Source organism: Rhodococcus sp. BP-241 (assembly GCF_019836145.1).
GTDB lineage: Bacteria > Actinomycetota > Actinomycetes > Mycobacteriales > Mycobacteriaceae > Rhodococcoides.
In genome coordinates, this window is record NZ_JABUEI010000009.1 from 189,139 (window position 1) to 202,156 (window position 13,018).

13 protein-coding genes are annotated in these 13,018 nt (G+C 66.4%); 8 read left to right on the top strand and 5 right to left on the bottom strand.

What is annotated here, in order from left to right; genetic code table 11:
- The first annotated feature begins 1 nt into the window (after window position 1).
- Genes HQ308_RS17905 through HQ308_RS17925 form a run of 5 tightly spaced genes read left to right on the top strand, consistent with a single transcriptional unit; the run spans window position 2 to window position 4,704 of the window.
- Window positions 2–1,207, top strand: a complete 1,206-nt coding sequence (locus tag HQ308_RS17905) for a VOC family protein (RefSeq protein WP_222628196.1) — start codon at window positions 2–4, stop codon at window positions 1,205–1,207.
- 41 nt (window positions 1,208–1,248) lie between these two features.
- The gene (locus HQ308_RS17910; protein ID WP_308115484.1) at window positions 1,249–2,010 is read left to right on the top strand and encodes an SDR family NAD(P)-dependent oxidoreductase; all 762 of its coding nucleotides are present in this window, start codon (window positions 1,249–1,251) and stop codon (window positions 2,008–2,010) included.
- Window positions 2,007–2,729 carry an alpha/beta fold hydrolase gene (locus HQ308_RS17915; protein ID WP_308115485.1) on the top strand — a complete coding sequence of 241 codons (723 nt, stop codon included), beginning with the start codon at window positions 2,007–2,009 and terminating at the stop codon, window positions 2,727–2,729. Before HQ308_RS17910 ends, HQ308_RS17915 begins: the two co-directional genes overlap by 4 nt.
- Window positions 2,678–3,808 (top strand): maleylacetate reductase, encoded by a 1,131-nt coding sequence (locus tag HQ308_RS17920; protein WP_374198542.1) that lies wholly within the window; start codon window positions 2,678–2,680, stop codon window positions 3,806–3,808. Before HQ308_RS17915 ends, HQ308_RS17920 begins: the two co-directional genes overlap by 52 nt.
- Window positions 3,805–4,704, top strand: coding sequence for a dioxygenase (locus HQ308_RS17925; RefSeq protein ID WP_222628191.1), 900 nt, complete (start codon window positions 3,805–3,807; stop codon window positions 4,702–4,704). Before HQ308_RS17920 ends, HQ308_RS17925 begins: the two co-directional genes overlap by 4 nt.
- A 67-nt stretch (window positions 4,705–4,771) precedes the next feature.
- Here HQ308_RS17925 and HQ308_RS17930 read toward each other — a convergent pair whose 3' ends face one another.
- From HQ308_RS17930 to HQ308_RS17950, 5 genes are all read right to left on the bottom strand, one after another.
- The gene (locus HQ308_RS17930) at window positions 4,772–5,671 is read right to left on the bottom strand and encodes a LysR family transcriptional regulator (protein WP_222628189.1); all 900 of its coding nucleotides are present in this window, start codon (window positions 5,669–5,671) and stop codon (window positions 4,772–4,774) included.
- A 17-nt stretch (window positions 5,672–5,688) separates the two neighbouring features.
- Window positions 5,689–6,198, bottom strand: coding sequence for a hypothetical protein (locus tag HQ308_RS17935; RefSeq protein WP_222628187.1), 510 nt, complete (start codon window positions 6,196–6,198; stop codon window positions 5,689–5,691).
- Window positions 6,199–6,310: 112 nt separating this feature from the next.
- Window positions 6,311–7,288: a PDR/VanB family oxidoreductase gene (locus tag HQ308_RS17940; protein WP_261770264.1), complete on the bottom strand. Its 978-nt coding sequence runs from the start codon at window positions 7,286–7,288 to the stop codon at window positions 6,311–6,313.
- Window positions 7,285–8,487, bottom strand: a complete 1,203-nt coding sequence (locus HQ308_RS17945; RefSeq protein ID WP_222647399.1) for a cytochrome P450 — start codon at window positions 8,485–8,487, stop codon at window positions 7,285–7,287. Before HQ308_RS17945 ends, HQ308_RS17940 begins: the two co-directional genes overlap by 4 nt.
- Window positions 8,488–8,702: 215 nt before the next feature.
- Complete coding sequence (locus tag HQ308_RS17950) at window positions 8,703–9,608, bottom strand: LysR family transcriptional regulator (RefSeq protein ID WP_222647400.1); 906 nt, start codon at window positions 9,606–9,608, stop codon at window positions 8,703–8,705.
- 84 nt (window positions 9,609–9,692) lie between these two features.
- Here HQ308_RS17950 and HQ308_RS17955 point away from each other — a divergent pair, with 84 nt between their 5' ends.
- Genes HQ308_RS17955 through HQ308_RS17965 form a run of 3 tightly spaced genes read left to right on the top strand, consistent with a single transcriptional unit; the run spans window position 9,693 to window position 12,174 of the window.
- Window positions 9,693–10,883, top strand: a complete 1,191-nt coding sequence (locus HQ308_RS17955) for a thiolase family protein (protein ID WP_222628181.1) — start codon at window positions 9,693–9,695, stop codon at window positions 10,881–10,883.
- Window positions 10,883–11,539, top strand: a complete 657-nt coding sequence (locus HQ308_RS17960) for a 3-oxoacid CoA-transferase subunit A (protein ID WP_222628180.1) — start codon at window positions 10,883–10,885, stop codon at window positions 11,537–11,539. Before HQ308_RS17955 ends, HQ308_RS17960 begins: the two co-directional genes overlap by 1 nt.
- Window positions 11,536–12,174, top strand: coding sequence for a 3-oxoacid CoA-transferase subunit B (locus HQ308_RS17965; RefSeq protein WP_222628178.1), 639 nt, complete (start codon window positions 11,536–11,538; stop codon window positions 12,172–12,174). Before HQ308_RS17960 ends, HQ308_RS17965 begins: the two co-directional genes overlap by 4 nt.
- Window positions 12,175–13,018 lie beyond the last annotated feature (844 nt).

Here is a 13,018-nt window from a genome sequence, read left to right on the forward strand (position 1 = left end):
CATGAGCGCGAAGAAGTACGCCGTCGGCGGGGTCGAGTACGACCGCCCGTTCAAGATCCGCAGGCTCAACCACTTCGGGATCAGCGTGGCCGACACGGGTGAGGCCGTGACCTTCTACCGCGACATCCTCGGATTCGTGGTGGCGGACATGCTGGATCTGAACAAGTACGACCCCGGTCCGTGGCTCGACGGTCTCGCGGACACCCGGATCTACTTCCTCCGCCACAACAGCGACCATCACACCCTGGTGCTCATGCCGCGCCCGTGGGTGGACAAGAACGAGAATTCCGCTCGCCCGGACATCACGGTCAACCAGATCACCTGGCAGGTCGGATCGCTGCGCGAGGTCGTCCAGGCACGCCTGTGGCTCCAGGAGCAGGGCTCGAAGATCGACCGTTACGGCCGCGATCCGGGATCGAACTGGCACACGTACTTTCCCGACCCGACCGGTCACACCAACGAGCTCGAGTACGGTATCGAGCAGGTCGGCTGGGACGGAGTCAGCAAGCCGGAGGCCATGTGGCCGTGGGCGAACGAGCATCCCGAGCTGCCCACACGGTCGGAGGGGACCGAGCTCGACGACGCCGAGGCCGACGGTATCGATCTGACGTCCGGTCACCGCTGGATCGACACACTCCCCAAGACGTACGACGTCGGCGGCGTGTTGCTGTCCCGTCCCTTCAAGCCGGTGCGTATCGGTCCCGTGAGCATCTTCGTCGCCGATATCGATGCGGCGGAGCGCTTCTACACTGAGACGCTCGGGCTCGTGAAGTCCGAGGAGACAGTCGTGGAGGGTCGGCGCGCCGTCTTCCTCCGCGCCAACACCGAGCATCACAGCATCGCTCTGTTTCCGATCGAGACCAGGAGTGAGCTGGGACTGAGCGAGAGCACCACCCTGCTCTCCTTCGGCGTGCAGCTCGGATCCTACGAGCAGCTCCGCGAGGCGAAGACGTTCCTGGAAGCTCGGGGAGCGAAGCTCATCGACCTTCCGCAGCAGATTCATCCGGGTGTCGACTACGCCATCCATGCCGTCGCACCGGACGGTCACGTCATGCAGCTCTACTACTACATGGAACAGGTCGGCTGGGACGGTGCGGTGCGCTCGCCGGAGAGTCGTCGAGTCGTGGAACCGGGCGTGTGGCCCGAGACTCTCGCGCCCATGTCGGACACGTACGGCGGCGAGACGTTCTGGGGACCGCTCGGGTGACCGGCGCCGGAAGTGCGACGTCGGACACCAGAGTCGCGGCCGTGACCGGGGCAGCTCAGGGACTCGGTGCGGAAATCGCGGAACAGCTTGCGCGTGACGGGTTCTCGCTCGTCCTGCTCGACATCCAGTACGAGGGTCTCGCGCAGTCAGCGAAGCACATCGAGACGGTCGTGCCCGGGATCGACATCCTGAGCTGTGCAGTCGACCTCGCCGACGAGGCCGCCGTGAGCGCAGCCTTCTCGGACATCGACGCTCACTTCGGTCGGCTCGACGCGTTGGTCAACACGGCCGGGGGCAGCGGCACTGCGCAGGTCCGCACGCTGGACGACCTCAGTGCGGACGTGTGGAGGAATGTGCTCGACAACAACTTGACCAGCGCATTCCTGTGCTGCCGGGAGGCGGTCCCGCTGATGATCCGTCATGGGTACGGCCGGATCGTCAATTTCTCGTCCGCCGTCGCCAACGGACTCGCCGGGCCGTCCGGCACCGTCGGCGCCCGGTTGCCCTACGCCGCGTCCAAGGCCGCGGTCAACGGTCTCACCAAGCAGCTCGCCAAGGATCTCGGGTCCACCGGAATCACCGTCAACTCCGTGTCGCCGGGTCTGGTGCTGCCCGACGCAGGACGAGTGCGCACGATCTTCGAGGCCTTGTCCGAGGACGCGCAGGCCGCCACCCGGGCCGCCATCCCGGTGGGGCGGACCGGGACAGGCACCGAGATCGCCGCAGCAGTGTCTTATCTGGTGTCCGAGCACGCCGGCTTCACCTCCGGATGCATCCTGGCAATCGACGGGGCGGCATCGTGAGCACCGCGGCACCGCTGGTGTTCGTTCCGGCTCTGGGGTCCGACGAGAGGCTGTGGCAGCCGGTCGCCGACCTCGTGTCCGCCACGACGGAGACCCTCGTCGTTCGGGGCGAGGGCTCGTCCATGGAGGAGATGGCCGACAGTGTCCTGGCTCAGGCACCGGACTCGTTCTACCTGGCCGGTAACTCCATGGGCGGGTACGTGTCACTCGAGATCGCTCTGCGCGGTACCCCCGCGGTGCTGGGACTCGCGCTGCTCAACTCCTCTGCCGTCGCGGCCGACGACGCCCGTCGGCAGAACTCGCTCGGGTTGATCGACATGGTGCGAGGCGGCGGCTTCGACGAGGCGGTCACGCTGATCTCCACCGCGGTGGGCCGGGGGCGTTCGGACGTGTCTGCGCTCGCGGCCGAGATGGCACGCGACCTCGGACCCGACGTGTTCATCGCGCAGCAGACCGCGGTGATGACCAGGCGCGACCGCCGTGCCGAACTCCCGTTCTTGACGGTGCCGACACTCGTGCTGGCGGGAACCGAGGACGCGATCACGCCGCAGGCATGGGGTGGGGAGATCGCCGCCGCCGTCCCCGGCGCCGAACTGACGGTGTTGGACGGAATCGGCCATCTCTCGACCGTGGAGGCGCCGAGCGCCGTGGCCGTTCGGCTCGGTCGGTGGCTGGACTCTCTGCGAACGTCGGCGAGATCGGCGGGGGCTCGATCGTGAAGGCCTTCGATCACCGGACGCCGGCACAACGCGTGTTGTTCGGCCGCGGCGGCGCCGTCGACAACGTCGCCACGGCACTCGACTCGCTGTCCGCGACCCGAGTGTTCGTGATCGCGGATTCGTTCGCGGCCGACCTGGCGGACGGCATCGCCGCTCGTGTGCCGGTGGTCGCGCGAATCGACGGGGTGACCCAGCACGTTCCCGTCGCGGACGGGCACGCCGCTGTCGCCCGAGCGCGGGACGAGGCGGTCGACGCGATCGTCAGCATCGGCGGAGGGTCCGCCACCGGCCTGGCGAAGTTCGTCGCCCGCGACACCTCGATCCCCGTCATCGCGGTCCCGACCACGTTCGCGGGATCCGAGGCGACCGATGTGTGGGGACAGACGGAGGGCGACCGGAAGACGACGGGGTCGGACCCCCGCGTGCTGCCTGTCGCCGTGGTGTACGACGCGATGCTCTTCGCCTCCCTGCCGCGATCGCTCACGTCGGCGTCCGGACTCAACGCCGTCGCCCACGCCGTGGACGGCTTCTGGGCACCGCGAGCCGATCCCATCAACGTCGCGTGGGGAACCGAGGGCCTGCGGGCACTGGTGACGGGACTGCGCGCCACGATCGCCGACGCCGACGATCTCGACGCGCGTGACTCGATGCTCTACGGCGCGTACCTCGCCGCAGTGGCGTTCGCGTCGGCAGGGAGCGGCCTCCATCACAAGATCTGTCACGTTCTCGGTGGTGCGTTCTCGTTGTCCCATGCGGACACCCACGGCGTCGTCCTGCCCTACGTCGTGGACTTCAACGCCGCGAGCGCCCTCGACGCGGCGCGGCGAGTGTCCGACGCACTGGGGGGAGCGCCTGCCGCGCGTGGTCTGTACGACCTGGGACGCGGTCTCGAGGCGGCCAAGTCCCTGCGTGAGTTGGGCATGCCCGAGAGCGGTATCGACCTCGCAGTGGAGAGGGTGCTCCCGTTGGCGCCGCCGTCGAACCCCCGCCCGGTGACCGGGCCGGACCTGCGAACACTGATCACCGCCGCGTGGGCCGGCGAGCCCGTGACACCGCACGACGAGGAGGAGCGGGGATGACCGACACCAGGAACGATCGGCAGAGTGTGTCGAGCGTGCAGGAGACGCGAGAGCAGGCACTCGTCGACACGGTGCTCGCCTCGTTCGACGGCACGCCCGACGACCGGCTCCGGTCGATCATGCACACCGTCGTCCGGCACGTACACGCCGCGGCGCGCGAGCTCCGCCTGACGGAGCCCGAGTGGGAGTCCATGATCAGCTTTCTCACCCGGACCGGGCAGACGTGTACGGACACCCGGCAGGAGTTCATCCTGCTCTCCGACGTGCTCGGCTTGTCCATGCAGGTGATCGGAATGAACAACCCCCCGGTCGCCGATGCCACGGAGGCCACCGTGTTCGGACCATTCTTCGTGGAGAACGCACCGCACATCGACCAGGGCGCGGACATGGCGTTCGGCGCGGAGGGGGAGCCTTGCTGGGTGACCGGCAGCGTGTCGGACACTGAGGGACACCCGATCGCGGGTGCGCGTATCGAGGTGTGGGAAGCCGACGAGGCCGGCAATTACGACGTCCAGTACGACGACGGCCGGACGGCGGCACGGGCACACCTGTTCGCCGACGAGGACGGCCGGTTCCGCTTCTGGGCGCTCACCCCGACTCCCTATCCCATTCCTCACGACGGGCCGGTGGGAGCCATGCTCACCGCGACGAATCGCTCGCCCATGCGAGCCAGCCACCTGCACTTCATGGTGACCGCCCCCGAGCACCGACGTCTGGTCACGCACATCTTCGTCGTCGGGGACGAGATCGGGTGGAAGGATGCCGTGTTCGGAGTCAAGGAGTCCTTGATCAAGTCCTTCGTCCGGCACACCTCCGAGCCGACTCCCGACGGGCGTGTCGTCCCGTCGTGGAGCGATGTGCGCTTCGACATCGTCCTGGCGCCGGCAGAGCAGTAGGAGCGCAGCGCGTCGACAGGCCGATACCCCCGGTTCCGCCGGTGGTATCGGCCTGTTGCGTCACGTACTAGGCGTCCACCTCGACGTCGGCCGTCGCGAAATGGCCGGAGACGTACTCGAGAAACGCTTTCGCCGCGCTCCCGGTGGGCCCGTGATTCCGCGTGACGGCTCCGTAGAAGCGGAAGGCGTTCGCATCGATGATGGGAATGGTGACCGTCGGACTCTCCTGGCCCGCAGGAGGAACCGGAACGATGGCTATCCCGCTCCCGTGTCGTACCAACGCGCGCAAGGTCGACAGTTCGGTCGCCTCGATGCTGATGATGGGGGTGACTCCCGCGTCGTCGAACAACCGGTCCACCACGTGCCGCAAGCCGTAGCTCGGACCCAGGGTGATCATGGGTCGAGTGGCGATCTCGGCGATGGAAATGAAGTCACGCGCGGCGAATTCGTCGTTCTGGGGCACCTCGAGGCACAGAAGCTCACGACCGAGTGGAACCCAGGCCAAGTCCTCGGCGACAGGGCGGGGTGCGACGAACCCGACGTCGATGCGACCGCTACGGACTGCCTCGACGATCGCATCGGCGGCACCACCTTCGAGCTCGAAGGTCGTCAGCGGCGACGCGACGTGGTACTTGTCCAGCAGAGAAGGGATGAGCCACGATCCGAACGAGTGCAGGAACCCCAGCGACACGACGCCACGTTCGGGATCGACGAGCGTTCTGATGCGCTCCTCACCCTGCGTCAACTCTCTCATGGCGCGGACGGCATGTGCGCGATAGATCTCGCCGTACTTGTTGAGGCGCAGTCGATTCTGGTTGCGGTCGAACAGTTTCACGCCGAGCTGTCGCTCGATGCGGGCCAGCGCCCGGGACAGCGTGGGCTGACTCACGTGAAGCTGAGTGGCCGCGTTGGTGACGTTCTCGGTGCGGGCCAGGACGACGAACCACTCGAGTTCACGGACCTCCATGTTCGACAAACCTTCCGTCAGGTATCTCGCCCGAAGGGAGCCAATGCTTGCGACAGCGATTCCGCAGTCCGCGCGTCGACCGTTCCGATACGCACCATGGCCGGAATGGCGTCGGACACCAAGAGGTGACTCGTCATCCGGTCGTCGAGCGGGATCAGGATAACCCCATCGGCCACTCCGGCAGCACCGATATCGGCAACGAGTCCGGAAAGGCCGGCCGGCGTTCCCACGTAGAGATAGTTGGACCGTGCGTCGCGAGGAGCTAGCGCGAGGTCCCGGTACGTCACACGTGCTTCACGAGCAGTCGACGCCAGAACGACCTCCACCTCGAGAAGCACCGGGCCACCGTGACCACCCTGCGCGCGACTGTGCCGGTACGCCGCGGTCGCCATCGAGAGATCGACGGCACGCAGACGTCGTACGGAGGAGCCGTCGGCCGTACCGTCCACGGCGACCACGACGGTGCGGTCCCGGTGGGTCGCGGTGCCGTACATGTCGAACAGGGCCTCGTTCTGTGTGGTCGTCATATGTCGAGTGTTCCAGTGATCACAGTCGACGATGCCGTCGGAAATGCAGTACCGGTCATGCGTGAGCGTCATGGTTGTCGGTGTGGCAGGGCCCCATACTGTCTGTCCCCGTTCAGATGTCGAGAAGAAGGGATGTGCCGTTCGCGCGCGAGACACATACCATCATGCAATCGCCGGCGTCCTGTTCGGCACGCGTGAGGACGCTGTCCCGGTGCTGGGGCGCCCCGGCGAGAACCATGGTTTCGCATGTTCCGCACGTGCCCTGCCTGCAGGACGCGGGCACCACCACACCGGCATCCTCCATAACGTCGATCATGGCGCGATCGGCAGGTACGTGCAGGGACATACCGGAGCGAGCGAGCTGCACGTCGAACGGCAGGACCGGTTCGTCGATTTCACGGGGTGTGAATCGCTCCGTGTGAATCGAACCCTCCGGCCATGTCGATGTCACCGCCTCGACGGCGTCGAGGAGGCGACTCGGACCGCAGCAGTACACGAGGGTGTCCTGTCCGGGCGCGGCGAGCACGGCCTCGACGTCCAGGCGTCCGCCCTCGTCCGCGGCGGCGAGTCGGACTCTCGGATCGGGTTCCAGAACATCCGCATACGCCATCGCACATCGTGTGCGGCCGCAGTAGTCGAGTGTCCAGTCCGCTCCCTGCGCGTCGGCGGCCCTCATCATCGGTAGCAGTGGAGTGATGCCGATCCCGCCCGCGACGAAGACGTACCGCTCGGCTCGTGCGAGAGAGAAGTGGTTGCGCGGTGGCGAGATCTCGAGAATCGAGTTCTTCGCGACGCTGTCATGAAGGTGGAGCGAGCCGCCTCGGCCGTCCGACTCCCGCAGGATCGCGACCCGGTACACCTCGGCGTCGTCCGGGTCCCCGCACAACGAATACTGGCGCACCAGATCGGCCGGGAGATGGATGTCGATGTGGGAGCCCGGTGTCCACGTCGGGAGCGGACCGCGGCCGCCGAGCGTCAACTCGACGACGTCCTGCGCGACCGCGCGTCGATCGAGGACGTCGACCTTGATGGTGTCGGCCGACGCCGTAGTCGCCTCGGGCACCATCCAACTCGGGATGCCTGTGCTCATCGAGCGTCGTCCCGACGAGGGAAGCGAGCGGGCAGCGTGGTGACGTAGGCGTAGTCACCACCGGCGAACAGGTATTCGGAAGATCGGGTGTCCAACTCGAGGTCGGGTACTCGACGGAGCAGTTCCTCCAGACACACACGGAGTTCCATCCTGGCCAACGGGGCGCCCGGGCAGGTGTGCAGGCCGGACCCGAACGTCAGGTGCCGGTTCCGTCCGCGGTCGAGTCGGAACTCGGACGGGCACTCGAACATCGACGGGTCCCGGTTCGCCGCAGCCCACCCCAGGTAGACGTCGTCGCCCGCCGTGATGTCCACACCGGCTACCGAGGAGTCGACAGTCGCTCGACGGAAGAACCCGAAGAACGGGGGGCGGAGCCGCAAGGCTTCCTCAACCGCGATCGGCACGAAGCTCGGATCCGCGAGGAGCTGCGCCCGTACGTCGGGCCGACCGAAGACCTCGAGAACGAGGCTGCTGATCCCCGACGTGGTCGTGTGGTGACCCGCACCGAGGAAACCGGTCAGCACGGCGATGTACCCCTCGTCGTCGACGAGTTCTCCGTCCACCTTCGCTGTCGTTAGGTAGGTCAGGAAGTCGTCTCGGGGAGCTTCCTTGCGCTTACCGATCTCGGCCAGCGAGATTTCCCTGAATCGCTGGAGCTTTGCCGGGAACTCGGCGGGGTCACCCAGCGCGCCGAGCATCGCGACCGCACGGTCTCGTACCTCGGGAACCAACTCGTCGTCGATTCCCATCAACCGGCAGATGGCCTCCGCCGGCACCATCTCGGAAAGCCCTGTCACGAGATCTCCACCGTCCTCGGCCACGAGTGCGTCGATGTGGCGGTTCACGTCACGACGAACGAGTGGCTCCATGACCTTGACGACGTGCGGAGTCACCGCCTGATCGAACAGAGCGCGCCAGTCACCGTGTCGAGGCGGATCCATCTCCAACGCGGCGAGGGACTCCCGCGGGAGAATGGGCCGCAGGACCTGAGGCTCCGAGGAGAATCGGCGGTGGTCGGCCGCTGTCGCCCGCACCGTGGCGTGATCGAGCATCAGATGGAAGCCTCCGTGCTCCTCGCTGTGCGCGACGGGGCAGCGCGCTCGCGCGTCGTCGTACACCTTCAGCGCATGGTCCGGTGTCGTGGTGTGAGCGCTTAGGTGACGGACGTCGTTCTCCGACGGCGCAGGCGTGGTGGTCATGCGTTCCCCTCGAGTGAAATCTCTCCCAGCTATCACCGGAAAAGTGTGATCTGCGCTACATATGTCATCATCGGGCCGGGCTGGGGTCCACCACCGGCAATGTTCTGGTCGCTATGCACTGCACGCATCGACGAGGGTGCGAGTCGTGCGCTGCTGCTTCGTCACACTGACGAAGCAGCGTTGCTTCATCGCGCTGTCCTCGGAGACCCGAGTGCTTACGCAGGGGAACGCTTGCGCGACATGACGGAACGAATGAGTTCGACAACGGCCACGATTGCGGCTGTGGAGTCGCCGCTGCGCTGGACCAACGACAGTTGAACGGTCTCATCGACGGCCAGAGGTCTGTAGACCACTCCGTCGAGGCCGAGGTGTCGCACGGCTTCCGGCGCCAGAGCGACTCCGAGTCCTGCGGCGACGGAGACGACCTGAGTGGCCGTTTCGCTGACTTCCACTGTGTGAGGCACGAATCCGGCGCGTGCGCAGGCTGCCATCACACGGTGGTGCATGGTCGAGCGTGACTGGGACGGGTGGGTCAGGAACGTGTCGTCGGCGAGATCGGCGAGGCTCACCTCGGGTTCCTTCGCATGGGGAGACGATGCAGGAAGAACGGCCACCAGCTTCTCCGTCCGCAGTACTTCCAGCTCGACAGCGGGGGCGGGGCGATCGGTGAGTCCCGGACGTATCAGCACGAGGTCGTATGCACCCGTGCCGAGTCCGTCGAGCAATTGTGGTGTGAGCAGTTCCCCGCGCAGCTGCAGGTCGATGTCGGGGAGGTCCTCGCGGACGCGGTGCGCCAGCAGGGGGAGGACGTCGTAGGTGGCGGTCCCGACGAATCCGACGGACACCCGGCCGGTGAACCCGTTGGCGAACGCGCGCATGTCGGAGACCGCGTGGTCCACCGACGAGACGATGCGCTGCGCGTGTTCGGTGAACCGCCGGCCGGCCTCGGTGATCTCGACTCGCCGTGTCGAGCGGTCGAACAGGCGCACTCCCAACTCGGTTTCGAGACCGATGATATTCTGGGACAACGCCGGCTGGGCTATGTGACTGCGCGCGGCGGCCCGGCCGAAGTGCCGCTCCTCGGCGAGGGTGAGGAACAGTCTCAGAACACGTGAGTCCACCACCGCAGCATATATCGGTTCAGGCACTCAATCGATCGTGATCAGGTCTTGGACACGATCAGTACGGCGTCCTACGGTGAACCCATGACCACGTCGTCCTTCGTCTACTCCGCCGTCCGGACACCGTTCGGGCGCTTCGGAGGCTCGCTCTCCGGCCATCGCCCCGACGACCTCGCCGCCACCGCCCTGAAAGCCGTGATGGCGAAAGTCCCGTCTCTGCACACGGAGTCGATCGACGACGTCGTGTTCGGGTGCGCCAATCAGGCCGGCGAGGACAACAGGAACGTCGGTCGTATGGCCACGCTCCTGGCCGGGCTGCCGACCAGCGTGCCGGCCACCACGGTCAACAGGCTGTGTGGCTCGTCCCTGGACGCCGCGATCATCGGTTCCCGCGCCATCGACGCGGGCGATGCGGACATCGTCGTCGTCGGTGGCGTCGAGTCGATGACGCGCGCTCCCTGGGTCATGCCGAAGCCCTCGCGGGCGTTCCCCGCCCGCGACGTCACCGCGGTCTCGACCACTCTGGGGTGGCGGCTTATGAACGAGCGCATGCCCGCGGAGTGGACGATCTCGCTCGGCGAGTGCAACGAGCAGCTCGCCGACCGGTTCGGGATCTCGCGGAAGCGCCAGGATAAGTTCGCCGCCCGCTCCCACCGCCTGGCCCGTCAGGGTTGGGAGTCGGGCTTCTACGACGACATCGTGGTGCCTCTCGAGGGACTGGCCCGCGACGAGAGCATCCGCGACGATTCCACCGCCGACTCACTTGCAGGGCTGAAGCCTGCGTTCCGTGCCGACGGGACGATCACCGCCGGCAACGCGTCACCTCTCAACGACGGTGCGTCGGCGTTGCTCCTCGGTTCCGAGCACGCCGATCTGGGAGAACCCCTGGTGCGCATAGCCGGACGAGCGGCCCACGCCTGCGACCCGCAGGACTTCGGGTACGCCCCGGTTGCTGCGGCCGGCCGCGCCCTCGCCCGCGCCGGCATCGGATGGTCCGACGTGTCCGCGGTGGAACTCAACGAAGCCTTCGCGGTGCAGTCGATCGCGTGCGTCGACGCCTGGCTCGCTGACGGACTCACCGACCCGGAGATCGTCAACGCCAAGGGTGGAGCGATCGCCATCGGCCACCCGCTCGGCGCTTCCGGGGCACGCATTCTCGGGACGCTCGCTCACCGGTTGGTCGAGTCCCGTGAACGGTGGGGTGTCGCGGCCATCTGCATCGGCGTCGGCCAAGCCTTGGCTGTCGTCGTCGAGAACGTCCGGGAGGTTCACTGATGGTGCAGATCTGCGACTCCGCGTTGGACGCCGTCAGCGAGATCGCCGACGGAAGCACTGTGCTGGTAGGCGGTTTCGGTATGGCGGGGATGCCGGTCCGGTTGATCGACGCCCTCATCGAGCAAGGCGCCACGGACCTGACCGTAGTGTCGAACAATGCGGGTAACGGGGACACCGGCCTCGCGGCACTGCTGGCTGCCGGGCGCGTGCGGAAGGTGATCTGCTCGTTTCCGCGGCAGTCCGACTCGTGGGTGTTCGACGGTCTCTATCGTGCGGGCGCCATCACCCTGGAGGTCGTTCCACAGGGGACATTGGCCGAGCGTCTTCGCGCCGCGGGCGCCGGCATCGGAGCCTTCTACTGCCCCACCGCCGTCGAAACTCCGCTCGCCGACGGCAAGGAACAGCGCGAGATCGACGGTCGGCAGTACATCCTGGAGTATCCGTTGGCAGGTGACGTGGCTCTTATCGGTGCGTACCGGTCCGATGGCATGGGCAACCTGGTCTACCGCAAGACCGCCCGAAACTTCGGTCCGGTGATGGCGACCGCAGCGCGGACCACTATCGCCCAGGTGAGCGAGATCGTCCCTACCGGTGACCTCGATCCCGAGAACGTCGTCACTCCCAGTATCTACATCGACAAGGTGGTCGCCGTATGACCGGTCCGCTCTCGACCTCCGCGATGGCCGCTCTGGTCGCCGCCGACATCGCACCCGGCTCGTTCGTCAACCTCGGAATCGGTCTGCCCACGTCCGTCGCCGATCACCTCGCCGGCGACTCGGGGGTGGTCCTGCACACCGAGAACGGGATGCTCAACATGGGCCCGGCGGCCACCGGCGACGACATCGACCCGGACCTCACCAACGCCGGCAAAGCGCCCGTCACCGAGCTCCCCGGCTCGGCGTACTTTCATCACGCCGATTCCTTCGCCATGATGCGCGGCGGGCACCTCGACGTGTGTGTGCTCGGTGCGTTCCAGGTGTCGGTGACCGGTGACCTCGCCAATTGGCACACCGGTGCGCCGGACGCCATCCCCGCGGTCGGTGGGGCGATGGATCTTGCGATCGGCGCCAAGCAGGTGTTCGTGATGATGTCCCTTTTTGCGAAGGACGGAACCTCGAAACTCGTCGAGCGGTGCAGCTACCCGCTGACCGGAGTCGGATGCGTCTCGCGCATCTACACCGACCTCGCTGTCTTCGACGTCGGTGCGTCCGGAGTGACTGTGCGCGAGACGTTCGGAATCACGAGTGACGAGTTGTCGCAACGTGTGGGTCTGGCACTGCGGCGTACGTGAGGGCGAGTCGAGCGCGGGTGCAGTTCGCGGCGGGCGCCGGGCACTCAGGTTCCTTCGGAAGGGCCCATCGCAAGCCTGCGACGACCGGTGCCGACGAACTATCGACTCCACGCACACCGACATTCGCGACGGCCGAGCATCTGTGGCGTCGAGTGCGTTCTGGTGTTTGCAGTGTCTTCAATTGCCGCTTGACGAGATAGCATGTGTCACAGTCAGATTAGAACTCACGCCGTGCCCAACGGAAGGTCTCGGTGTCACGAGAGTGTCACAAGTCGGGACGGACGGGGGTGGACCGCGGCGGACGCCGATGGACGAACGTGCAGTTCAGGGCGCATTTCGTGAGTCCAGGTGAATCCACCTGATCCGGTCGTCGAAGCCTTGTAAGCGACAGGTCGTCAGTTCAATCCCGACAGGAGGCTCGAGAAATGCCTCTGAGCTGCAGGAATGTGCCGAAATAGCCTGATCCGGCCTCTCGTTTCACGCTTTCCCCGGTACGTCCGTAGAGGTCCGCCGAGGTCCAGGGGAGTCCACGCACCTGCGACATCTCCCGAAATGCCGCTCGATGTCACGAGTTGCCACAACTTGTTCGTAACTCATTCGATGGACGCAGGTGGACGTGTGTGGTTGTCGGTGGATTTTCGGCAGGCGCGTGGACGACAGTCCGTGGATCCTCGAGGACTTTTGTGGATGGGTTCTACTCGCTTCCAGCTGTGTCAGGGAGCTTGACCCGGTTTCCCGGACACCTGATCTGTAGCGTTGCTGCTGCAGGAGAGGAGTCCGAGCTATGCCCGCTGCCCATCCCGAGGAGTTCCGCCGCCGGGCGGTCGACCTGACACGTCAGCCG